This window comes from Williamsia maris (genome assembly GCF_024171815.1).
In the GTDB taxonomy this organism is placed as follows: domain Bacteria; phylum Actinomycetota; class Actinomycetes; order Mycobacteriales; family Mycobacteriaceae; genus Williamsia_A; species Williamsia_A maris.
Genome location: NZ_JAMTCJ010000002.1, coordinates 815,258 through 836,185, shown reverse-complemented (window position 1 = coordinate 836,185; position 20,928 = coordinate 815,258). Strand labels below are relative to the sequence as shown.

The window sequence follows — 20,928 nt, the reverse complement described above, 5'->3', positions numbered from 1 at the left end:
ATGCTGACTGTGTGGAAACCGCCGTCGAGTGTGCTGACATCGCACCGTGACCTGACAGACAAACAACGCACACTCGACGACGGGCTTCCGCACCGTCAGCGGCTCGAGAACCCGAGACACAGACATCACAAGCCGCCGACAGGGCGGAAACGCCGCATCGAGTGTGCGCAGTCCCGAACACACCTCGCCCGTCGCACCCAGCACACTCGATGGTCCTTTCCACCCAGTCAGCACACGCAAACCACAGCTGACTGTGTGGAAACCGCCGTCGAGTGTGCTGACATCGCACCGTGACCTGACATCCAAACAACGCACACTCGACGACGGGCTTCCGCACCGTCAGCGGCTCGAGAACTCAGCAAAACGAGACACAAGCCGCCGACAGGGCGGAAACGCCGCATCGAGTGTGCGCCGTCCCGAGGGCATCTCACCCGCCGCGACAAGCACACTCGATGGCCCGTTCCACCCAGTCAGCACCGCGGTGGCCTTTCCGCCCGGTCAGCACACGACAGCGGCCCGGCTCCTCGTGAGGAACCGGGCCGCTCGTCGAGCATCTGACGTCAGGTCAGATCAGTACTTCTCGCCCTTGGCTGCCTTGTCGACCAGCGACTGCGGCGGCTCGAAGTGCTTGCCGTATTTCGACGCCAGGTCGTTCGCGCGATCGACGAAGCCCTGCAGTCCACCCGGGTACTGGTTGATGTACTGGATGACGCCACCGGTCCACGCCGGGAAGCCGATGCCGAAGATCGAGCCGATGTTGGCGTCGGGGATCGACTCCAGCACGCCCTCGTCGAAACACTTCACGGTCTCGAGCGACTCGGCGAACAGCATCCGGTCGATCAGGTCCTGGAACGGGACCTCCTTGCTGCCCGACTTGAACTCGTCACGCAGGCCCGGCCACAGGCCGGTGCGCTTGCCGTTCTCGTCGTAGTCGTAGAAGCCCTTGCCCGCGGTCTTGCCGTCGCGGCCCTGCTCGAGCAGACGGTCGATGACCTCGTAGGAGCCGTGCTCGGGGAACTCCTTGCCGTCGGCCTTCGCACCCTCCTGCGTCTCCTTGCGGATCTTCTGCATGAGACCGAGCTTGAGCTCGTCCGAGAGCTGCAGCGGCGCTGCGGGGTATCCGGCCTGCTGGCCGGCCTGCTCGATGATCTGCGGCTCGACACCCTCACCGACGGCCGCGATGGCCTCGTTGATGAACGTGCCGATGACGCGCGAGGTGAAGAAGCCACGGCTGTCGTTGACGACGATCGGGGTCTTCTTGATCGCGAGGGTGTAGTCGATGACCTTGGCCAGCACCGCATCCGAGGTCTTCGCGCCCTTGATGATCTCCACCAGCGGCATCTTGTCGACGGGCGAGAAGAAGTGGATGCCGATGAAGTCCTCGGAGCGCTTGACGCCCTCGGCGAGGATGGTGATCGGCAGCGTCGAGGTGTTCGACCCGAGCACGGCGTCGGGCTCGACGATGTCCTCGATCTCCTGGAACACCTTGTGCTTGACGTCCACCGACTCGAAGGCGGCCTCGATCACGAGGTCGACACCCTTGAAATCCGCCGCGTCGACGGTCGGGTGGATGCGGGCGAGCAGCGCGTCGGACTTCTCCTGCGTGGTCTTCCCACGCGAGAGTGCCTTCTCCTCCAGCTTCTCCGAGTAGGCCTTGCCGCGCTTGGCCGCATCGAGATCGATGTCCTTGATCACGACGTCGATGCCGGCCTTGGCCGAGACGTACGCGATGGCCGCGCCCATCATGCCCGCGCCGATGACGCCGACCTTCGAGGCGGTCCACTTGTCGTAACCGTCGGGACGCGAGCCGCCGCCGTTGATGTGGTTGAGGTCGAAGAAGAACGCCTTGATCATGTTCTGCGCGACCTGGCCGGTCACCAGCGACACGAAGTAGCGGGTCTCGATCTCGGTGGCGGTGTCGATGTCGACCAACGCGCCCTCGACCGCGGCCGAGAGGATCGCACGCGGTGCGGGCATCGGGGCGCCCTTGAGCTGACGACGCAGGATGGCAGGCATCGCGGGCAGGAACTGCGCGACCGACGGGCTCGTGGGCGATCCACCGGGGATCTTGAAGCCCTTGACGTCCCACGGCTGCACGGCCTCGGGGTTGGCCTTGAGCCATGCCTTCGCGGCGGGCAGGAGTTCCTCGACGCTGCCGACGACCTCGTGGATCAGGCCGATCTCCTTGGCCTTCTCCGGACGCAGCCGGGGTCCCTGCAGCAGGACACCCATCAGGGCGTTCTGGATGCCGAGCAGTCGCACGGTGCGCGCGACGCCGCCGCCACCGGGCAGCAGACCGAGCGTGACCTCGGGCAGGCCGAGCGAGGCACCCTTGACGTCGGCCGCGATGCGGTGCTGCGTCGCGAGGGTGAGCTCGAGGCCACCGCCGAGAGCGGCGCCGTTGATGGCCGACACGACCGGCTTACCGAAGGTCTCCAGACGACGGAGGTTCTTCTTCATGTCGTTGGTGCGCTTGGTGATCTCGGTGGCGATCTCGACCTTGTCGCGTTCGCCGCGGTCACTGGTCATGTCCTTGAGGTCGCCACCGGCGAAGAAGGTCTTCTTCGCCGAGGTGAGCACGACACCGGTGATGTCGTCCTTCTCGGCCTCGAGGCGATCGACCGTCGCCGCGATCGACGTCATGAACAGGTCGTTCATGGTGTTCGCGCCCTGGTTCGGGTCGTCCATGGTCAGGACGACGACCCCGTCGGCGTCTTTGTCCCAGGCAATCATGTTGTCGCTCATGTGTTTCGAATGTCCTTTATGAGATGCAGTCGTGGAAGGGTGAAGCGCGATCAGACGCGTTCGATGATGGTCGCGACGCCCATGCCGCCACCGATGCACAGGGTGACGAGGCCGTAACGGCCGCCGCTGCGCTCGAGCTCGTCGACGACGGTGCCGAGGATCATCGCGCCGGTCGCACCCAGCGGGTGGCCCATCGCGATGGCGCCGCCGTTGACGTTGGTCTTCTCGTGCGGGATCTTCAGGTCCTTCATCCACTTCATGACCACCGAGGCGAAGGCCTCGTTCAGCTCGAAGACGTCGATGTCCTCGACGGTGAGCCCGGCCTTCTTGAGCACCAGCTCGGTGGCCGGCGTCGGGCCGGTGAGCATGATCGTGGGATCGCTGCCGGTCTGCGCGGTGGCGACGATGCGTGCACGCGGGGTGAGTCCGGCGCGCTTGCCCGCCTCGGCCGAACCGACGAGCACCAGGGCGGCGCCGTCGACGATGCCGGAGCTGTTGCCGCCGGTGTGGACGTGGTTGATCTTCTCCACGGCGTGGTACTTCTGCTTGGCGACCTCGTCGAACCCGGCCATCTCGGCCATGCCCGCGAAGGCCGGCTTGAGCTTGCCCAGCGACTCGACCGACGAGCCCGGGCGACGGTGCTCGTCGTGATCGAGGATCAGGACGCCGTTCATGTCCTTGACCGGGACGACCGACTTGGCGAAGTAGCCGGCCGACCATGCGGCCTCGGCGCGGTTCTGCGACTCCACGGCGTAGGCGTCGACGTCCTCACGGCTGAAACCCTCGAGGGTGGCGATCAGGTCGGCGCCGATGCCCTGCGGTGCGATGTAGAGGTCGTAGGCGGTGGCCGGGTCCTGGAACATGGCGCCACCGTCGGAGCCCATGGGCACGCGCGACATCGACTCGACACCGCCGGCGATCACCAGGTTGTCCCAGCCGGACGCGACCTTCTGGCCTGCGAGGTTGGTGGCCTCGAGGCCCGAGGCGCAGAAGCGGTTGATCTGGGTACCGGGGACCGTGTCGGGCAGGCCGGCGACGAGCGCGGCGGTCCGCGAGATCACGGCGCCCTGCTCACCGACCGGGGAGACGACACCGAGCACGACGTCGTCGATGTCGGCGGGGTCCATGTCCGGGAAACGGGTACGGAGCTCACCGATCAGACCGGCGACCAGGTCGACCGGCTTGGTTCCGTGCAGCGAACCGTTGCGCTGCTTGCCACGCGGCGTGCGGATCGCCTCGTAGATGAATGCGTCACTCATGGTGGGTGTTCCTCTCAGTTCCACTTCGGAACTCTCTACGTTTCCAACCGTGTTCGCCATAGGCTAACGCGCGATAACTTATTTGGCTATACCCGCTCGTCAGATACCTTCGCAGCCGTTCAATTCTGCGCTAGTGTCTGTTCACCATGTCCGCCATCCCAGAGCCCCCGGCCCTCTCGACGGCCCGCCGACCGGCTGATCGCAAGCGTCAGCTGATCGATCGGGCGGCTCAGTTGTTCCTCGAGCGCGGCTATCCCCAGGTGTCGGTGGCCGAGATCGCGCGGGCGGCCGGGGTGACGGGGCCGTCGCTCTACCGGCACTTCGACGACAAACAGGCGCTGTTGACCGCGGCTGTGCTGACCGGGGTCGACGATCTGGAGGCGTGTACCGACCGCGCGCTGTCCTCGACACAGCGATACGAGGCCGACGACCCGCGGCGGCTCGACGTCCTCGTCGACGCGATCTGCAACCTCGGCATCCGACGTCCGGAGGCGGCGGTGCTGTGGCGATGGAACGGCGCGTTCCTGTCCGACGAGCAGAACAGCGAGGTCGCCGCACGGACCACCGCCGTTCTCGAACGCTGGGCGGACGCGTTGTTCCTGGGCCGGGACGAGCTGAGCCCGTGGGAGATCCGGCAGCTTGCGTGGGCGGTGCTCAGCATCACCGGCAGCCTGTCGGTACACACGACGCGCATCCCGGCCGTGCGGGCCCGAGCGCAGCTGCGGACGCTCGTCGGTCGGGCCATCGCCCTGCGTCCGGCGACCGCACCGGAACTAACCGCGGTGACGATGCCCGCGGCCGAAGCCATCGGGCGCCGCGAGGAGATCCTCGATGCGTCGTCGGAGCTGTTCCAGCGCAGGGGTTTCGGCAACGTCGGGGTCGACGAGATCGGCGAGGCCGTGGGGATCACCGGGCCGAGCGTCTACAAGCACTTCCCCAGCAAGATCGCGATCCTGACGAGCATCGGCCGTCGCAGTGCGGCCCGACTCGAAGCCGGCGCGATGGCCGCGGGCACGCTGACCACCTCGCCGAGGCAGTTGTTGGCCGCGTTGGCCGAGTCCTATGTCGCCGTCCTCACAAGTACGCCGGATCTTTCTGTGGCCTTCAACAACGGCGCGGTGCTGCGCAATCTGGATGCGCGCGATCTGCTCGCGGCGCAGCACCATTACGTGGCACGCTGGATCGCGCTGGTCACCGAGATCGAGCCCGGACTCCCCCGGGCCGAGGCGGCGATCACCGTGCACGCGGCGTTGTCCATCGCCAACGACACGGTGCGGATGCGTCGGGGTAGAGAGCGACCCGCCCTTCCGGGGCAGCTCGCCTACCTCATGAAAGGCGTTCTGGGACTGTGACCGGCCCTGAATCCACCTCCGACGACGCCGCAGCACTCGATCGGCTGTCCCCGGCCCCGTCGACCAACCGGGCCGATGTCCCGGACCGACCCGACACCGGGCCGTCCGACGACCAGTTGAGCAAGGTCGAGGAGGTGTTGCTCGGCGGTCCGCGGATGTTCACCCGTGACCAGGCGGTCAGCGAGCTCGACATCGACCGCGAACTGGCGGACGAGATCTGGCGGGCCTTCGGTTTCGCCCACGACTCCCGCGACGAGGCCATCTTCACCGAGGACGACCTCTCCGCGATGGGTCTGGTGATCGTCGCCTACCGGTCCGCACCGCAGGGCTCGGCGGTCGCGGCGGCCCGCACCATCGGACAGACCATGTCGCGGCTGGCCGACTGGCAGGCCTATCGTCTCGACGAACTCGACCGCGACCCCGATTTCGACGCCAGCCTCGCGCAGATGGCGCTCGCGATGGGGCGGGTGCAGACGCTGATCTGGCGGCGACACCTCGCGGCGTCCCTGCGCAACCTCAACGCCGCGCGCAGCGGCGACGAGGGTGAGGGCCATGTGCTGGTGGTCGGGTTCTGCGACATCGTCGGTTACACGAGCCTGTCGCGGAAGATCGGCATGCACGAGCTCAACGGACTGCTGGAGTCGTTCGAGGTCAACGCCAACGACATCATCGCCCGGCACGGCGGTCAGATCGTGAAGACATTGGGCGACGCGGTGATGTTCACCGCCGACGACCCCACCGAGGCAACGCTCATCGGCCTCGAGTTGCACTCGCTGTCCGACCGTGACGAGATCCCGCCGCTGCGAGTCGGTCTCGCCTATGGACGCGTCCTCACCCGTTTCGGCGACGTCTTCGGCGAACCCGTCAACATCGCGGCCCGCCTCACCGGATCCGCGCGGCCCGGGAGCTCGCTGTGCGACGCCACCTTCGCCGACGCGGTCGACGACGACCGCTTCTTCTTCAAGTCGATCGGCTCACTGAGCGTGCGCGGATACCGCCACCTCAAGGCCCGCGTCATCGAGTACAACCGCAAGGCCGACTCGGACGAGTAGACCGACCACGTCGGCGATGTTCAGGCCGACCACGTCGGGGACGACCTCGACGGGTAGACGGTCACCTCGGAGGCCTTGACCGCGAGATGTACGGGTGTCCCCGCGGTCAGCCCGAGGTCGGCGACCGCCGCCCAGGTCAGCTCGGCGGCGATCGTGATCGCCGCACACTCGACGCGGGCCAACGCTCGATCACCGTGCGGGACCACCTGGGCAACGACACCCGCGAACACGTTGCGCGGACTGCCATGCGGCTTCTCCCGGAAGACGGCGACCGACCGCGGGGCGAACGCAGCCAGCACCGGCTCGCCGACCCGCACCCCGTGCGCCGGCTCACCGACGACCGTGACGCCCTCACCCGCAACGTGATCCGACCGCCACAGTCCGCCGACGAGGTTGAGGCCGGCCAGCCGCGCGGCGAAGTCGTTGACCGGATTCGCGAGGACGTCGCGCACAGGGCCGCGGTCGACGATCCGGCCCCCCGACATCACGAACGCGGTGTCGGCGAGACTCACCGCATCGACGATGTCGTGCGTGACGAACAGCGTGATGCGTCGGCGGTCGGTCAGCACCTCCCCGACCAGCGTCCGCAATCTCGCGGCGACATCGACGTCGAGTGCGGCGAACGGCTCATCGAGGAGCAGCACCTCGGGGTCGGCGGCGAGTGCCCGTGCCACCGCGACCCGCTGCGCCTGACCGCCGGAGAGCTGCGCCGGTTTGCGGTCGGCCAGGTCCACCACATCGACCGCCGCCATCCAGTCCTCGGTCCGCCTGCGTACCTCGGTCCGCCCGACGCGAGCGGCCGACGGTGCGAACGCGATGTTCTGACGAACCGTCATGTGCGGGAACAGTCGAGCCTGTTGGGAGAGCAGCGCCACGGACCGTCGGTGCGGGGCGACGAAGGTCGAGTCGTCCACGAGCACCCGATCGCCCACACGCACCGTCGCGGAGTCGGGGCGGAGGAGTCCGGCCAGCAGGTTCAGGACACTGCTCTTGCCCGCACCGTTGGGACCGAGCACCGCGACCGTGGCCCCCGCGGGCGCCTCGAAGTCGACATCGACAGCCGGGACACCGAGCTGCAGAACCGCGCTCAGACCGGTGCTCACACCGCGGCCGTTCGTCGCTGTCCGGGACGCCGTAGGTGGACAGCCACGACGACGACCAACGCGAGGACCACCAGCACGAGCGCGAGCGGCAGCGCCTGCTGCGGGTCGCTGATCTCGTCGACGTAGATCTTCAGCGGCGCGGTCTGCGTCACGCCGGGTGAGTTCCCCGCGAAGGTGATCGTCGCACCGAACTCCCCCATGGCCCGCGCGAAAGCCAGCACCACCCCGGACAGCACGGCCGGGAAGACCAGCGGCAGGGTCACCGTGAGCAGGGTGCGGGTCGGTCCGGCGCCCAGGGTGGCCGCGACCTGCTCGTACGACGAACCCGAGACCCGCAGCGCCCCTTCGACACTGATCACCAGGAACGGCAGGGCGACAAAGGTCTGGGCGAGCACCACCGCGGTGGTCGAGAAGGCGATGTCGATGCCCCAGACGGTGAGGTGCTCACCGATGAGGCCCTTGCGCCCGAACGCGTACAGCAGCGCGATACCGCCGACCACGGGCGGCAGGACCAGCGGCAGCAACACCGCGGACCTGATGACGCGCAACACCATTCCGTCGCTGCGGGCGAAGATTGTCGCCATCGGCACGCCGATGAGGATGCAGGCGATCGTGCTCGCGCCGGCGGTGCGCAGACTCAGCCCGAGGGCCTGCAGCGACGCCTCCGAGGTGATCGAGCCCCAGAAGTCGTCCCACGGCATGCGCTGCGCCAGCGCGATCGGCGGGATGATGATGAGCGCGAACCCGAGGACGGCGGGCACGTAGAGCCACGGTGGTACCGGTCGGAGACCCGACTGCGACGTCAATGCGGGGGCGTCACTTCGCGCCGAACCCCAGACCCTGGAGCACTCCGGTCCCGGTGGTGCCCAGCACTTCCTGGATGAACGTCGCCGCGGCGCCGGTGTTCTTCGAGTCCTTGACGGTCGCGATCGGGTACGAGTTGACCACCGACGCGAACGCGGGGTCGCCGACCGTGGCGACCTTCGACCCCGCCGCTTTCGCGTCGGAGGTGTAGACCAGACCGGCGTCGGCCTGGCCCGAGGTCACCTTGGAGACCACGCCGGTCACGGCGGTCTCCTCGCTGGCCGGTGTGATGTCGACGCCGGCGTTGCGCTCCACCTGGGCGGCGGCGTTGCCGCACGGGACCGCGACCGCGCACAGCACGGTGGTGACGCCCGGCTTCGCCAGGTCGGCCACCGAGGTGATCTTCTTCGGGTTGCCCGGCGCGGTGATGATCGTCAACACGTTCTTCGCGAAGATCTGCGGATCGACGGCCTGGTCGCCGAGGCTCGTCATGGTCTTCTGGTCGGCGGTGGCGATCACGTCGGCGGTCGCGCCCTGCTTGATCTGGGTGACCAGCGACGACGACCCGTCGAAGTTCAGCTTCACCGTGACCTCGGGATGCGCCTTCATGTAGTCGTCGGCGATCTCGGTGAAGCCCTTCTTCAGGGAGGCCGCCGCGAACACCGACAGCGTCGTCGACGACGCGACCGACGAACTCGCACCGGCGGAGCCCGAGGCGCCCGGCGTGCCGTCGGCGCTGTCGGAGTCCGACGAGCACCCGGCGGTCAGTGCGACACCTGCGGCCACGACGCCCACCAGTGCGGCAATCCGGATGAGTGGTGGCGTGGTGAATGACGCTGTCATTGGTCCTCTTTCGTGGATGTGTCCGGTCGTTCGACGATGACGGTGGTGGCCTTGACGACCGCGGTGGCGACGACACCGACCCGCAGGTCCAGATCACCGACGGCGTCGGTGCTCATCAGCGACGTGACCTCGAAGGGTCCGCACTGCATGGTCACCTGCGACATGACGGGGTCGGAGCGGACCGCGGTCACCAGGCCGACGAACCGGTTGCGGGCCGAGCGCTCCACGCCGATGCCGTCTGCGGCCGGCTCGGGCGCCCGATCACGAGCGAGCTCCGCCAGCTGCGCACCGTCCACGACGGCCCTGCCGGACGTGTCGGTTCCGCCGTTCAACTCGCCGCCGGCGACCCAGCGCCGCACGGTGTCGTCGCTGACCCCGAGCAGCTCAGCTGCCCGGCGGATCCTGATCTGGGTCATCTCACCCTCGTTGTCGTCGCATCTGCGGTTGTTCGCGGTCATCGTATCCGCATGCGCGAATCCGCGGGGGTTTCGTCGCCCCGGCCCGTCCCGGCACGACGTCGGGTCGGCGCGGGCGTCGGCTAGCGTCGGGGACCATGAGCCTGCGGATCCTGTTGACCAACGACGACGGGTGGGCCGCCCCCGGTATCCGCGCCCTGGAGGCGGGGCTGCGCGCCGCGGGCCATGAGGTGTTCACCATCGCGCCGGCCGAGAACCAGAGCGGTGCGAGCGCCCGCATCGGCGCCACCGGCAAGCTCACCGTCGTGCCGGCAGAGGGACACGACAACGTCTGGGCCGTGTCGGGCTCACCGGCGGACTCGGTGATCTTCGGGCTGTCCCACGTCCTGTCCGAGACCCCACCCGACATCGTGATCTCCGGCGCCAACGCGGGCGCGAACGCCGGTCAGGCCGTGCACTTCTCGGGCACGGTCGGCGCAGCCGTCTGCGCCACCAGTTTCGGCGTCCCCGCCATCGCGGTCTCCACCGACCTCGCCTGGGACCACACCGCAGAACTCGCCGACTTCGACACCACCACGCGCGTCACGGTGGCCCTCCTCGACTGGGGCACCCCGGCGGATCTCGTCCACGAGGGAACCGTCCTGAACGTGAACGTCCCCGCTCCCGACCACGAGCGGACGCCGGAGTTCGCCGCGACCCACGCCGACCGACTCCCGATGGGCCGCATGGGATACAGCGCCGGGGAGGACGACACCGAGTTCACGCTGACCTTCGCCGTGGGTCCACCCGCCGGGGAGGGCACCGACACGGCGGCGGTCAAGTCCGGACTGATCAGTCTGAGTGCGGTGGCGGTGACCGGTCTGCTCGACGACAGTGTCGCGGCCCACCTCCGACGTGTGGCCGCCGCCGACCTGTCGCTCTGACCCCTTTTTGCCGAAACAGCAAACAAGGTTGCTCTCGCGTGCGCGCGGCGGCACGCTCGGTGCTGTGCATGACTTCGATCAGACCTACTGGGAACGCCACTGGCGCGAGTCCCCGCTGCCCACCGAGCCCTCGCGCGTCCCACCCGCCAACCCGTACGTCGTCGACGAGACCCGCGATCTGACCCCGGGAACGGCGCTCGACGCCGGGTGCGGCGTGGGCGCCGAGGCCATCTGGCTCGCCGGCCAGGGCTGGGAGGTCACCGGCGTCGACATCTCCGCGACCGCTCTCGCGGCAGCCGACGACCGCGCCCGTGCCGCAGCGGTGTCGGAGCGGGTCAGCTGGATCGAGGCCGACGCGAGTGCGTGGGAGCCGTCGCAGCGCTGGGATCTGGTGATGACGAACTACGCCCACCCGGCGACCCCGCAGCTCGAGTTCTACCTCCGCCTGGCGCAGTGGGTGGCCCCCGGCGGCAGCCTTCTCATCGTGGGTCACCGTAGTGGCGACCACGGCCACGGCCACGGTTCACCCGATGGGACCGATCACCCACCGCACGAGGCGACCGCGACGGTCGAGGGCATCACGAGTCGTCTCGACCCGTCGATCTGGCAGGTCGAGACGGCCGCCGACCGCACCCGGACCACCGGTGGTGGTCACGGACACTCCGGGACGCTGCATGACGTGGTCGTGCGGGCGACACGGCGGGTCGGCACCGACGATCACCAGTAGACGCCGGGCACCAATCGCGCGATGCGCTTGGCGGACTTCGGAAGTCCCGCGTTCTGCAGGTTCATCGGCACTGGTGACTTCGACTTCGCCCGGTCGGTCTCGGTGGCCGGATCGGGCGCCTCACCCTTGGCCGCACTGGATTCCGGGAACAGCCGGTAGGCCTGGTGCAGCAGGGCGTTCTTGAACCGCGGCGCGAACAGTCCGGTGAACTCCGCGATGGTGCCCACCGGGGTGTCGATGCGGACCGGACGCTTCTCCATCGCCCGGATCACCATCTGCGCAGCATCATCCGGCGATGACGTCGGCATCGACTGGTAGATCGTGGTCGGTGCGATCATCGGCGTCCGCACGAGCGGCATCTTGATCGAGGTGAATGTGATGCCGTCGTCGTGGACCTCCGAGGCGATGACGTCACTGAACGCATCGAGCGCGGCCTTGCTCGCGACGTAGGCGGAGAAACGCGGGACCTTGGTCTGCACACCGATCGACGAGATGTTGACGATGTGCCCGAACCGTCGCTCCCGCATGCTCGGCAGCAGCGCCAGCACGAGCCGGACGGCACCGAAGTAGTTGACCGACATGGTGCGTTCGAAGTCGTGCATCCGATCGGTGGATCGCACGATCCCGCGTCGGATCGAGCGGCCGGCGTTGTTCACCAGGTAATCGATGTGATCATGTTCGTCCAGAACGGTTTTCACCATCGTGTCGACCGACTCGGTGTCGGTGATGTCGCACGGGTAGCCGTGGGCGTCACCGCCCTCGGCGCGGATCTCCGCCACCGCGGTCTCGAGGTCCTCGACGCCACGCGCCACCAGGATGACGCGCGCGCCTCGTTTGGCCGCCTTGTGGGCGGTGGCCAGTCCGATGCCCGACGAGCCGCCGGTGATCATCACCCGACGACCGGCGAGCTCACCCGCGGGATTGGGGCGCCGCGCACGGTTCGGGTCGAGGTTGTCGTACCAGTACTCCCACAGGACATCGGCGTAATCGGTGAACTCGGGCACCGACAAACCGCTGCCCGCCAACGCCTTCTGCGTCTCCTTCGAGGTGAAGACCGACGGGAAGGTCAGGTGGTCGATGACCACCGGTGGCACACCGAGCTGGTCGAGCACCAGGTCGCGGGCGATCTTCAGTCCGGGCAGTTCGCTCAGCCGCAGGGCCGGACCCGCAATCGCCTCCGGTACCGAACCGACGGCCATCGGGGCGCCTGCCGCGGCCGCGAGCGCGCCGTAGATCTCGCGTGTCGACTGGGGACGCGGGTTGACCAGGTGGAACGCGCGGCCGTCGAGGTCGTCACCGTGGACCAGCTCGACCATCGCCGCGGCGACGTAGTCGACCGGGACCACGTTGGAATTGCCGATCTCGGGGACCAGCGTCGGGAGCAGCGACGGAAGCGCTCCGAGCAGCCGCAGCGCGGTGAAGAAGTAATAGGGTCCGTCGATCTTGTCCATCTCGCCGGTCACCGAGTCGCCGACGACGATCGCCGGGCGGTACACCCGCCACCGCAGGCCGTCGGCCTCGCGGACCATCTTCTCGGCCGTGAACTTGGTGCTGTGGTACGGCGACGGCAACCCCTGCCCGAGGTCGAAATCGTCCTCGGTGAACGGTCCGACGTGGTCGCCGGCCACCGCGACCGACGACACGTGGTGCAGCGTGGCGTCGAGACGCAGCGCGAGGTCGATGACCGCGCGGGTGCCGTTGACGTTGGCGGCCTCGGAATCGGCTGCGCTGGCGGTCATGTCGTAGACCGCGCCCAGGTGGATGATGTGGTCGGCGTCCGGGGTGTCCTCCCCCAGGCCCAGCCCGGGCTGGGTCAGGTCACCCACGAGCGGGGTGACGCGGTCACCGCCGAGCCAGGATGCTGCGAGTCGCTCGATCCGCGGGACCGACGACGCTCGCACGAGCGCGTAGACCTGCGCCGCGGGTTCGCGTTCGAGCAGGCGGGCGACCACTCGGCGACCGAGAAAGCCGGTCGCACCGGTGACGATATAAGTGGACATCAGACCTCCGCGTCGGGATTCGAATTCGCAGTCCATGGTGGCGCATCGACCGCGTTCGCGTCAGCGAGTCGCGATATGCGCCTGTCGGTCGAATCGATCCTGCGCGTCGACGACGGACTCGATGTGTCGGGTGGTCCACCCGTACAGCGCGAGCATCGGTTCGTAGAGAGTGGTGCCCAACGGGGTCAGCCGGTAGGTGACGGCGACCGGCCCACTCGTCGCGACGAGGCGCTCCACCATCCCGTTGCGCTCGAGTGCGCGCAGCGTGCTCGTCAAGACCTTCTGTGAGACCCCGTCCACGCGTCGTCGAAGTTCGTTGAATCTGGTCGGACCCTCGTCGAGAACGCAGATCACCAGAACGGTCCACTTGTCGGCGATCTGGTCGAGGAGAAGCCGCGCCGGACAGTCCCTCTGCAGCGCCGACATGGTCGTCGGCGTCCGCTCCGCGGTCACCTCAGGGACACCTGGTGACGTCATAGTTTCTATTTAACACCACGTCTCCGACAGATACCGTCGATGCATGCCCACCAGAAGCTTCACCCCGTTCACCAGTGCGGTGCACTGGCCCGTCGGCCGTCAGACGTTCACCTCGGTCAGCGACGGCTACTACCAGACCGACCTCACCGTTTTTCCCACGTTCGATCGCGTCGTCGCCGGCGGTCTGCAGCGGGCAGCGAACCGGTCGGCCGAACCCCGCATCTCCCACAACGTGTACGTGGTGCGGGGCCCCGACCACGCACCGATGCTGATCGACACGGGGATGGGCGACGGGTGGGGATCCACCATGGGTCATCTGCCGTGGGCGTTGTCGTCGATCGGTGTCGGCGCCGACGAGGTGGGCACGGTGTTGCTGACCCACCTCCACCTCGACCACTGTGCCGGTCTCATCGATCCCGATGGCACGCCGCGTTTTCCGAACGCCGAGGTGATCGTGCACGCAGCCGAGGTCGACCACTGGCTCGGCGATGACCCCGAGCCACCGTCCGACGACGACCCACCCTGGGCCGCGGCGGTCACCCGGCAGGGCGCAGCTGCCGCGCTGGCGCCCTACCGAGATCGACTGCGCACCTTCGACTGCGAGCAGCTCGTCGCTCCCGGCATCACCGCCGTTCCGTTGACCGGACACACCCCCGGGCACAGCGGGTACCGGGTGGGCACGGGCTCCGACTCGATCCTGGTCGTCGGCGACATCGTGCACGTCCCTGCCGTCCAGGGCCCCCGGCCGGACGCCTCCGTCATCTTCGACGTCGATCCCGACGCCGCAGTGGACGCGCGCAGGACGTTGTTCGACGAGGCCGACCGAGGCGGTTTCCGGATCGCCGGAGCCCACACCGAGTTCCCGGGTGTGAATCTCGTCCGGCGCGTGGACGACGGTTACCGGCTCGTACCCGACCTGTGGGTCGGATCGATCGACGCGTGACGCAGGTAGATCTCAGTTGATGAGCACGCCGCGCAGGGCCACGTCGGCGATGAGGTCGGCCTCGTCGGGATTCAGGGGTGCGTGCCCGGAGACCAGACGAAAGATGATGGGGCCGAACAGGACATCGTTGACGGCCTGGAAATCCAACGTGGGGTCGACATCCCCGCGATCGATGCCCCGATGCCACGTCGCGAGAACCACCTCACGGCGGTGGTCGAGAAAGCGGGTACGCAGCAGATCTGCGGCCACCGGATCGGTGACGGCGGCCGCCAGCAACTCGGCATAGATCCGGCCCTGCGCGGTCGAGTAGAACTCGGCGACCATACGCATGTGGGCACGCAGATCACCTTCCGTGCTGCCGGTGTCAGGGGGCGTGACGGTGTCGGTCATGTGGTGAGCGAATGCCTCGACCGCGAGCGTCAACCTGTTGGGCCAGTGCTTGTAGAGCGTCGTCTTGCTGGCTCCCGACCGTGCACTGACGGCGTCTGTCGTCGCCGCAGCCAACCCTCCCTCGGCGAGCAGTTCGGCCGTTGCCTCGAGTACGGCTTCGTGCACCCGCCGCGACCGCGGGCGGTCGAGCCGCGACGACGGCTGTGGTGTGCCGCTCATGCGAATGCGGTGGCCGTCGCGATGGCACGGGTGGCATCCAGATCCGCCGAGACGGCGGCCATCTTGGCCTCTATCGCCGCCACCGCGTCGGCGCCCAGGGGGAGGCGCAACGGAGGGTCCGGACGCCCTGCGACGTCGACGATCGCAGCCGCTGCTTTGATGGGGTCGCCCTGCTGAGTTCGGTTGCGCGCGACCGCGCCATCTCTGGTGCGTCCCGAGGTGTCGGCGTAATCGGCGATGACCGCGTCCGCCGTGTCCAATGAACTCCCGTCGAGGAAGTCGGTGCGGAACACGCCCGGTTCGACCAGCGTGACCGCGATTCCCAACGGTGACACCTCGTTACGCAACGCCTCACCGAGGCCCTCGACCGCGAACTTCGACGCCCCGTAGATGCCCCAGCCGGCGCCTGGCTGACTGAGACCTCCCATCGAACTCATCATGATCAGGTGCCCCGAACGCTGTCGGCGCAGCACCGGCAGTACCGCACGCGTCACCGTCAACACGCCGAAGACGTTGACCTCGAACAACGCACGAGTCTCACCGTCCGACACCTCCTCCACCGCGCCGACCATGCCACGCCCGGCGTTGTTGACCACCACATCGATTCGGCCGAACCGTTCGACTGCCGACTCCACAGCCGCCGCGACCTGGGCCATATCGGTCACGTCGACCGCTGCGGTCATCAACCGATCGGCAGACCCGGTGACGTCGACGCGTTCGGCGATCTCCTCCGGGCGCCGCGCACACGCGACAACAGCATCACCACCATCCAGCACTTGCCGCACGATCTCGAGGCCGAATCCACGTGACGCACCGGTCACCATCCACACCTTCATGGTCTCCCTCTCGTCGATTGGAATGTACTGTACTGACAGTACGCATAGAGGCGGCTTCTCGACAATTCACATCAGCCATACCCTGCGGGCATCAGGTGCGACCGACGAGGTATTGGACGTCCACGCGACATCGCGGCACGGTGAGGTGGAACCAGTTGCGATGGAAAGGAATTGACATGAAGATCTTTGTCACCGGAGGCTCCGGGTACATCGGGCAGTCGATCATCGGCGAGCTCGTCCAGCAGGGCCACAGCGTGGAGGCCCTTGCCCGGAGCGAGCGCGCCGACACCGCGGTCCAGGCCCTTGGCGCCACCGCGGTTCGCGGCGGTCTCGACGACCTGGACGTCCTCAATCAGGCCGCCGCACGCGCCGAGGCGGTCATCCACCTCGCCCAGGCGTCGGGCGGAGACGAAGATCTGGCCGCCGCGGCGGCGATGCAGGACGGGATCGGCGCAGGGGTCTACATCCACACCGGCGGGAGCTGGGTCTACGGGAACACCGACGGTGTGGTCGACGAGACCGCGCCATGGAACCCGCCGGGGCTGGTCGCCTGGCGACGGCCAGTGGAGGACGCGGTGCTCGCGCGCGCCTCGGCGGGTGGACGGCCGGTCATCATCCAACCCGGTCTGCTCTACGGCGGCGACAACCGGCTGATCGAGGAGTTCTTCGTCCGACCGGGCAGAGACGGCGGCGCCCTCCCCTACATCGGCGACGGAGGCAACCACTGGGCGCTGATCCACGTCGACGACCTGGCTCGGCTCTATGTCGCGGCACTGTCGGCCACAGCGGGATCGGTGTACATCGGTGTCGGCGATGTCACCCCCACCGCGAAGGAGGTCGTCGAGGCCTGCGCGCGGGGAGCGGGACTCACGAACAAGACCGCCTCGATCACCCTCGATCAGGCGCGCACCGACATGGGGCCGGTTGCCGACGCCTTCGTCCTCGACCAGCAACTCACCTCAGCCAAGGCCAAGTCCGATCTCGGTTGGGCGCCCACGCACGGCGATCCGCTGGGAGAGTTCGCCCGCAGTTGAGACAATGGCTTCGGAGAAAGGGGATGGGGTGAGCGATGGACGTCGATCTGCGTAAGCTCCGCTATTTCGTCGCAGTGGCCGATGAACTGCATTTCGGCCGCGCTGCCGACCGACTGCACATCGCGCAGCCGGTGCTGTCCCGCCAGATACGGGCGCTCGAGGACGAGCTGCGTGCACCGCTGTTCGACCGCGATCGTCGCGGGACCACGCTCACACCGGCCGGTCAGCAACTCCTCGACGACGCGCGCCCTCTGCTGATGTCCGCCGATGCACTCACCCGCCGGGTGCGGGCGGCTGCCGACGGTGGCGCCACCTTCACCATCGGTTTCATGCCCGGCATAACGCTGACCTCGGTGGTCCAGGCCCTGCGCGCCAAGCATCCGGACCTGAGTGCCCGATTACTGCGGACGGGATGGGACAACCAGGTGGAGGTCCTGCACGACGGTCGCGCCGACGTCAGCATCGTACGACTGCCGATAGACCAGACCGGGCTCGAACTCCACCCTCTGTTCACCGAGCCGAGAGTTGCGATGGTTGCGACGAATCATCCACTGGCGGATCAGGAGTCCGTGTGCGTCGCCGACCTGGCGAACGACCACCTCCTGCAGGATCCCGATGCCGTCCCCGAGTGGCGAGACGTGGCGGTCGAGATCCGGACCGGTTCGCGGCCCGCGGTACCGGCAATCCACAGCGTGGAGGAAAAACTCGAACTCGTCGCCGACGGCACGGGTATCGCGATACTCCCTGCCTCCACCGCCGGCTTCTACACGCGGCGGGGTGTGGTGGCACTCGCGGTCGACGACCTCGGACCGAACCGCGTGGCGCTCGCCTGTCCGATCGAGAGACACACACCGCTGGTGTACGAGTTCATCGAAACCGCCCAGGCTCTGCTTCCCGAGTGACCGAGTAGCCCTGGGCTGCAACAGCAACCGCGCGACGCCGGCCGTCTCGATCAGCGCGGCGAGCGAGCCCAGGCGAGATCGACCGCGTGCTGCAGATGACCGCGCAGGGCATCGGTCACGTCGGCGACGGTCTCGCCCGCGGAGACCTCGCGTGGGCGCCCGAGCACGACATCGGCTCCGACCCGGGTGCCGTCGCGGTACGCGATGGCCATCGGCAAGATGGCGACCCGCGCCTGCGCGGCGATGCCCACGGCGATCTGCCCGACACCCGACGCAAGTGGCAGCAGCGTCGACGGGTCGATGTCGTTGCGGGTGCCCTCGGGGAAGACGGCGATGCTGTCGCCGCGGACACCGCGTTCGACGCAGACCGCGATCATGCGGCGACTGGCTGCCGCAGCGGTCTCGGGGTGATTGTCACGGGCGCGGAAGACGGGGATGCAGCCCATCATGTCGAGGTTCGCTTTTTGCTTCGGATCGTCGAACAGATCGTTCTTCGCCAACACCCTGATGTGGCCGATCAACCGTCGGATCGGCGAGCGCGCCACGGTGGCGGCGGCGATGTACTGGTCCTTGCTGGACAGGTGATTGATACAGATGATCAGTCGGACCTGTTCGCCGACGAGCTGTTTGATCTCCGATCGCGCGGTGTCGTCGAACGACACCCGGGGACGGAACTTCGCGGCGAGCGCGAAGTAGGCGAACGTCGCCTTCAGCCGTGGCTGCTGGTGATCGGTGTAGAAGTCGTAAACCTCGTCTGCGTTCTCCACCGTCACCTTCACGAAACCTACGGTACCGTAACCGGCTTTCTGCTCCGCGAGCGTCGGATTCTGCGGGCCCGGAGCGACGAGTGTGAGCAGACCGATGAGTTCCGTACACCCGCGTGGTCGGTATCTGCACACCCGCATCCTCGAGGAGAGCCCGATGCCAGCATCTGCCACAGACCACTCCGACCTCGGCGCCGCAGCGCCGAAAAACGATGGCCACATGTCCGACTCTGCCGCTAGGTTTGGCGGCATGTCCGCACCCGGTTCCGCCCCCGCGATCGAAGCCATCGACCTGGTCAAGAAGTTCGACGACAACACCGCGGTCGACGGGGTGAGCTTCACCGTCCCGCAGGGCTCGGTCCTGGGGCTGCTCGGCCCCAACGGCGCCGGCAAGACCACCACCGTCCGCATGATGACCACCCTCACCCCGCCCACCAGCGGAACCGCCCGGGTCGCCGGGTACGACGTCCGCGAGAACCCGGACATGGTCCGACGCAGCATGGGGCTCACCGGACAGGCCGCGACGGTCGATGAACTGCTCACCGGACGCGAGAACATCGCGATGATCGGCGGGCTCTACGGGATCTCCCGCAAGCAGCTCAAGAAGATCAGTGGCGAGCTGCTCGAACAGTTTTCCCTGAGCGACGCCGCCGACCGCACGGTGAAGTCGTACTCCGGTGGCATGCGCCGACGGATCGACCTCGCCGTGAGCCTGCTCGCCGCTCCCCCGGTGTTGTTCCTCGACGAACCCACCACCGGGCTCGATCCGCGCAGCCGATCCGAGCTGTGGGATGTCCTGCGCGGCCTGGTGAAGCAGGGGACCACGTTGCTGCTGACCACGCAGTACCTCGAGGAAGCCGATCAACTCGCCGACAACATCGTCGTCATCGACAAGGGGACGATCATCGCCGAGGGCTCGCCGCTGCAGCTCAAGGAGCAGGCGGGCAAGGCCAGCCTGGTGCTGACCGTCTCGCACGCCGACGACATCGCTCCGGCCGAGGCGTTGCTCCGCAAGACCGGTGGCGAGGTGTTCGTCGACCTCGGCGCACGGCGGCTCACCGCACCCGCCGACGGCCTGGCCGACATGAACCGCATCATCGGCTGGTTCACCGAGAGCGGCATCGAGGTCGACGACATCGGCCTCTCACGGCCCAGCCTCGACGACGTGTTCCTGTCCCTCACGGGTCATCGCACCGAAGACGATTCCCCCACCGACACCCTGGAGACCTCGGCATGACCACCACCGCAGCGGCACCGACCACACCGTCGACCCGACCCGACATCACCTCGACCAATCTCGCGCAGCAGTCGTGGATCATGGTCAAGCGCAACCTCATCCACACCAAACGCCAGCCGGAGATGCTGTCGGACGTCACGGTCCAGCCGATCATGTTCGTCCTGCTGTTCGCGTTCGTGTTCGGCGCCTCGATCACCGACACCGGCGGCGTCTCGTACCGCGAGTTCCTGCTGCCCGGCATCATGGGGCAGACGATCGTCTTCTCGGCGTTCATCGTCGCCGCGGGCATCACGTCCGACCTCGACAAGGGCATCATCGACCGGTTCCGCTCGCTCCCCATCGCACGGTCGTCGGTGTTGATCGGTCGCAGCATCGCCAGTCTGTTGCACTCGTCGATCGGCATCGCGGTGATGGCCGTGACCGGGCTGCTGATCGGGTGGCGCATCCGCAACGGCGTTCTTGACGCCGTCCTCGCGTTCCTGCTGATCCTGCTGTTCGGTTTCGCGATGATCTGGTTCGGCATCCTGGTCGGTTCGCTGATGCGGTCGGTCGAGGCGGTCAACGGCGTCATGTTCACGGCGCTGTTCCCGGTCACGTTCCTGGCCAACACGTTCGTCCCCACCGGCCCGATGCCCACCTGGCTGCGCGTGATCGCCGAGTGGAACCCGATCTCGTCGTTGGTGCAGGCCATGCGCGAACTCTGGGGCAACGGACCAGCCGCCGCACCCGGCGCGCAACTGCCGCTGCATCACCCGGTGCTCTCCACGGTGATCTGGGCGGTGGCACTCACCGTCATCATCGCGCCGTTCGCGCTGCGCGCCTACAACAAGCGCACCGCCGACTGACCGACGCGCCCGATCGATCGACGCCGCACCCCTCGCCTCACGGGGCGTGCGGCGTCG

At 67.8% G+C, this 20,928-nt stretch carries 20 protein-coding genes; 9 read left to right on the top strand and 11 right to left on the bottom strand.

Going from position 1 to position 20,928, the window contains the following annotated elements; all coding sequences use genetic code 11:
- Positions 1 to 570: 570 nt before the first annotated feature.
- Both LX13_RS10920 and LX13_RS10915 read right to left on the bottom strand, forming a co-directional pair.
- Complete coding sequence (locus LX13_RS10920) at positions 571 to 2,745, bottom strand: 3-hydroxyacyl-CoA dehydrogenase NAD-binding domain-containing protein (RefSeq protein WP_253661349.1); 2,175 nt, start codon at positions 2,743 to 2,745, stop codon at positions 571 to 573.
- 50 nt (positions 2,746 to 2,795) lie between these two features.
- Positions 2,796 to 4,004 carry an acetyl-CoA C-acetyltransferase gene (locus tag LX13_RS10915; protein ID WP_188487064.1) on the bottom strand — a complete coding sequence of 403 codons (1,209 nt, stop codon included), beginning with the start codon at positions 4,002 to 4,004 and terminating at the stop codon, positions 2,796 to 2,798.
- Between the two features lie 146 nt (positions 4,005 to 4,150).
- Here LX13_RS10915 and LX13_RS10910 point away from each other — a divergent pair, with 146 nt between their 5' ends.
- Together LX13_RS10910 and LX13_RS10905 are read left to right on the top strand one after the other, a co-directional pair.
- The gene (locus tag LX13_RS10910) at positions 4,151 to 5,356 is read left to right on the top strand and encodes a TetR/AcrR family transcriptional regulator (protein WP_253661348.1); all 1,206 of its coding nucleotides are present in this window, start codon (positions 4,151 to 4,153) and stop codon (positions 5,354 to 5,356) included.
- Positions 5,353 to 6,408 (top strand): adenylate/guanylate cyclase domain-containing protein, encoded by a 1,056-nt coding sequence (locus LX13_RS10905; protein WP_253661347.1) that lies wholly within the window; start codon positions 5,353 to 5,355, stop codon positions 6,406 to 6,408. The genes LX13_RS10910 and LX13_RS10905 overlap by 4 nt, the downstream gene beginning before the upstream one ends.
- Positions 6,409 to 6,428: 20 nt before the next feature.
- Here the strand turns inward: LX13_RS10905 and LX13_RS10900 are convergent, their stop codons facing one another.
- From LX13_RS10900 to LX13_RS10885, 4 genes are read right to left on the bottom strand one after another with little or no spacing between them, the layout of a single operon-like run.
- Positions 6,429 to 7,511, bottom strand: coding sequence for a sulfate/molybdate ABC transporter ATP-binding protein (locus LX13_RS10900; protein WP_253661346.1), 1,083 nt, complete (start codon positions 7,509 to 7,511; stop codon positions 6,429 to 6,431).
- On the bottom strand, positions 7,508 to 8,272 hold the full coding sequence (locus LX13_RS10895) for an ABC transporter permease (RefSeq protein ID WP_253661345.1): 765 nt from the start codon (positions 8,270 to 8,272) through the stop codon (positions 7,508 to 7,510). The genes LX13_RS10900 and LX13_RS10895 overlap by 4 nt, the downstream gene beginning before the upstream one ends.
- A gap of 55 nt (positions 8,273 to 8,327) precedes the next feature.
- The gene (gene modA / locus LX13_RS10890) at positions 8,328 to 9,158 is read right to left on the bottom strand and encodes a molybdate ABC transporter substrate-binding protein (RefSeq protein WP_253661344.1); all 831 of its coding nucleotides are present in this window, start codon (positions 9,156 to 9,158) and stop codon (positions 8,328 to 8,330) included.
- Positions 9,155 to 9,574, bottom strand: coding sequence for a TOBE domain-containing protein (locus LX13_RS10885; RefSeq protein ID WP_253661343.1), 420 nt, complete (start codon positions 9,572 to 9,574; stop codon positions 9,155 to 9,157). The genes modA and LX13_RS10885 overlap by 4 nt, the downstream gene beginning before the upstream one ends.
- Positions 9,575 to 9,711: 137 nt before the next feature.
- Between LX13_RS10885 and surE the strand changes: the two genes are divergently transcribed.
- Positions 9,712 to 10,497 carry a 5'/3'-nucleotidase SurE gene (gene surE, locus LX13_RS10880; RefSeq protein ID WP_253661342.1) on the top strand — a complete coding sequence of 262 codons (786 nt, stop codon included), beginning with the start codon at positions 9,712 to 9,714 and terminating at the stop codon, positions 10,495 to 10,497.
- Positions 10,498 to 10,561: 64 nt separating this feature from the next.
- On the top strand, positions 10,562 to 11,224 hold the full coding sequence (locus tag LX13_RS10875; protein ID WP_253661341.1) for a class I SAM-dependent methyltransferase: 663 nt from the start codon (positions 10,562 to 10,564) through the stop codon (positions 11,222 to 11,224).
- On the opposite strand, the gene LX13_RS10870 is transcribed toward LX13_RS10875, so the two are convergent.
- Together LX13_RS10870 and LX13_RS10865 are read right to left on the bottom strand one after the other, a co-directional pair.
- Positions 11,215 to 13,224 carry an SDR family oxidoreductase gene (locus LX13_RS10870; RefSeq protein WP_253661340.1) on the bottom strand — a complete coding sequence of 670 codons (2,010 nt, stop codon included), beginning with the start codon at positions 13,222 to 13,224 and terminating at the stop codon, positions 11,215 to 11,217. The two genes, LX13_RS10875 and LX13_RS10870, sit on opposite strands and share 10 nt — an antisense overlap.
- 60 nt (positions 13,225 to 13,284) lie before the next feature.
- Complete coding sequence (locus tag LX13_RS10865) at positions 13,285 to 13,677, bottom strand: winged helix-turn-helix transcriptional regulator (protein WP_253661339.1); 393 nt, start codon at positions 13,675 to 13,677, stop codon at positions 13,285 to 13,287.
- A gap of 67 nt (positions 13,678 to 13,744) precedes the next feature.
- Between LX13_RS10865 and LX13_RS10860 the strand changes: the two genes are divergently transcribed.
- Entirely contained in the window at positions 13,745 to 14,644 is a 900-nt protein-coding gene (locus tag LX13_RS10860) for an MBL fold metallo-hydrolase (RefSeq protein WP_253661338.1), read from the top strand.
- Positions 14,645 to 14,656: 12 nt separating this feature from the next.
- Here the strand turns inward: LX13_RS10860 and LX13_RS10855 are convergent, their stop codons facing one another.
- Both LX13_RS10855 and LX13_RS10850 read right to left on the bottom strand, forming a co-directional pair.
- On the bottom strand, positions 14,657 to 15,253 hold the full coding sequence (locus LX13_RS10855; RefSeq protein WP_253661337.1) for a TetR/AcrR family transcriptional regulator: 597 nt from the start codon (positions 15,251 to 15,253) through the stop codon (positions 14,657 to 14,659).
- Positions 15,250 to 16,077 carry an SDR family NAD(P)-dependent oxidoreductase gene (locus tag LX13_RS10850; protein ID WP_253661811.1) on the bottom strand — a complete coding sequence of 276 codons (828 nt, stop codon included), beginning with the start codon at positions 16,075 to 16,077 and terminating at the stop codon, positions 15,250 to 15,252. The genes LX13_RS10855 and LX13_RS10850 overlap by 4 nt, the downstream gene beginning before the upstream one ends.
- Positions 16,078 to 16,265: 188 nt before the next feature.
- Here LX13_RS10850 and LX13_RS10845 point away from each other — a divergent pair, with 188 nt between their 5' ends.
- Complete coding sequence (locus tag LX13_RS10845; RefSeq protein WP_253661336.1) at positions 16,266 to 17,123, top strand: NAD-dependent epimerase/dehydratase family protein; 858 nt, start codon at positions 16,266 to 16,268, stop codon at positions 17,121 to 17,123.
- 35 nt (positions 17,124 to 17,158) lie between these two features.
- The gene (locus LX13_RS10840; protein WP_253661335.1) at positions 17,159 to 18,025 is read left to right on the top strand and encodes a LysR family transcriptional regulator; all 867 of its coding nucleotides are present in this window, start codon (positions 17,159 to 17,161) and stop codon (positions 18,023 to 18,025) included.
- Between the two features lie 50 nt (positions 18,026 to 18,075).
- Here the strand turns inward: LX13_RS10840 and LX13_RS10835 are convergent, their stop codons facing one another.
- Positions 18,076 to 18,804 carry a lysophospholipid acyltransferase family protein gene (locus tag LX13_RS10835; protein ID WP_253661334.1) on the bottom strand — a complete coding sequence of 243 codons (729 nt, stop codon included), beginning with the start codon at positions 18,802 to 18,804 and terminating at the stop codon, positions 18,076 to 18,078.
- 235 nt (positions 18,805 to 19,039) lie between these two features.
- Between LX13_RS10835 and LX13_RS10830 the strand changes: the two genes are divergently transcribed.
- Entirely contained in the window at positions 19,040 to 20,026 is a 987-nt protein-coding gene (locus LX13_RS10830; RefSeq protein ID WP_253661333.1) for an ATP-binding cassette domain-containing protein, read from the top strand.
- Positions 20,023 to 20,871 carry an ABC transporter permease gene (locus LX13_RS10825; protein ID WP_253661332.1) on the top strand — a complete coding sequence of 283 codons (849 nt, stop codon included), beginning with the start codon at positions 20,023 to 20,025 and terminating at the stop codon, positions 20,869 to 20,871. Before LX13_RS10830 ends, LX13_RS10825 begins: the two co-directional genes overlap by 4 nt.
- The last annotated feature ends 57 nt before the right edge of the window (positions 20,872 to 20,928 follow it).

Coding starts and splice junctions, on each gene's coding strand:
- LX13_RS10920 (WP_253661349.1), bottom strand. CDS start 2,745: ATGAGCGACAACATGATTGCCTGGGACAAAGACGCCGACGGGGTCGTC.
- LX13_RS10915 (WP_188487064.1), bottom strand. CDS start 4,004: ATGAGTGACGCATTCATCTACGAGGCGATCCGCACGCCGCGTGGCAAG.
- LX13_RS10910 (WP_253661348.1), top strand. CDS start 4,151: ATGTCCGCCATCCCAGAGCCCCCGGCCCTCTCGACGGCCCGCCGACCG.
- modA (WP_253661344.1), bottom strand. CDS start 9,158: ATGACAGCGTCATTCACCACGCCACCACTCATCCGGATTGCCGCACTG.
- LX13_RS10885 (WP_253661343.1), bottom strand. CDS start 9,574: ATGACCCAGATCAGGATCCGCCGGGCAGCTGAGCTGCTCGGGGTCAGC.
- surE (WP_253661342.1), top strand. CDS start 9,712: ATGAGCCTGCGGATCCTGTTGACCAACGACGACGGGTGGGCCGCCCCC.
- LX13_RS10870 (WP_253661340.1), bottom strand. CDS start 13,224: ATGTCCACTTATATCGTCACCGGTGCGACCGGCTTTCTCGGTCGCCGA.
- LX13_RS10860 (WP_253661338.1), top strand. CDS start 13,745: ATGCCCACCAGAAGCTTCACCCCGTTCACCAGTGCGGTGCACTGGCCC.
- LX13_RS10855 (WP_253661337.1), bottom strand. CDS start 15,253: ATGAGCGGCACACCACAGCCGTCGTCGCGGCTCGACCGCCCGCGGTCG.
- LX13_RS10850 (WP_253661811.1), bottom strand. CDS start 16,077: ATGGTGACCGGTGCGTCACGTGGATTCGGCCTCGAGATCGTGCGGCAA.
- LX13_RS10845 (WP_253661336.1), top strand. CDS start 16,266: ATGAAGATCTTTGTCACCGGAGGCTCCGGGTACATCGGGCAGTCGATC.
- LX13_RS10840 (WP_253661335.1), top strand. CDS start 17,159: ATGGACGTCGATCTGCGTAAGCTCCGCTATTTCGTCGCAGTGGCCGAT.
- LX13_RS10830 (WP_253661333.1), top strand. CDS start 19,040: ATGTCCGCACCCGGTTCCGCCCCCGCGATCGAAGCCATCGACCTGGTC.
- LX13_RS10825 (WP_253661332.1), top strand. CDS start 20,023: ATGACCACCACCGCAGCGGCACCGACCACACCGTCGACCCGACCCGAC.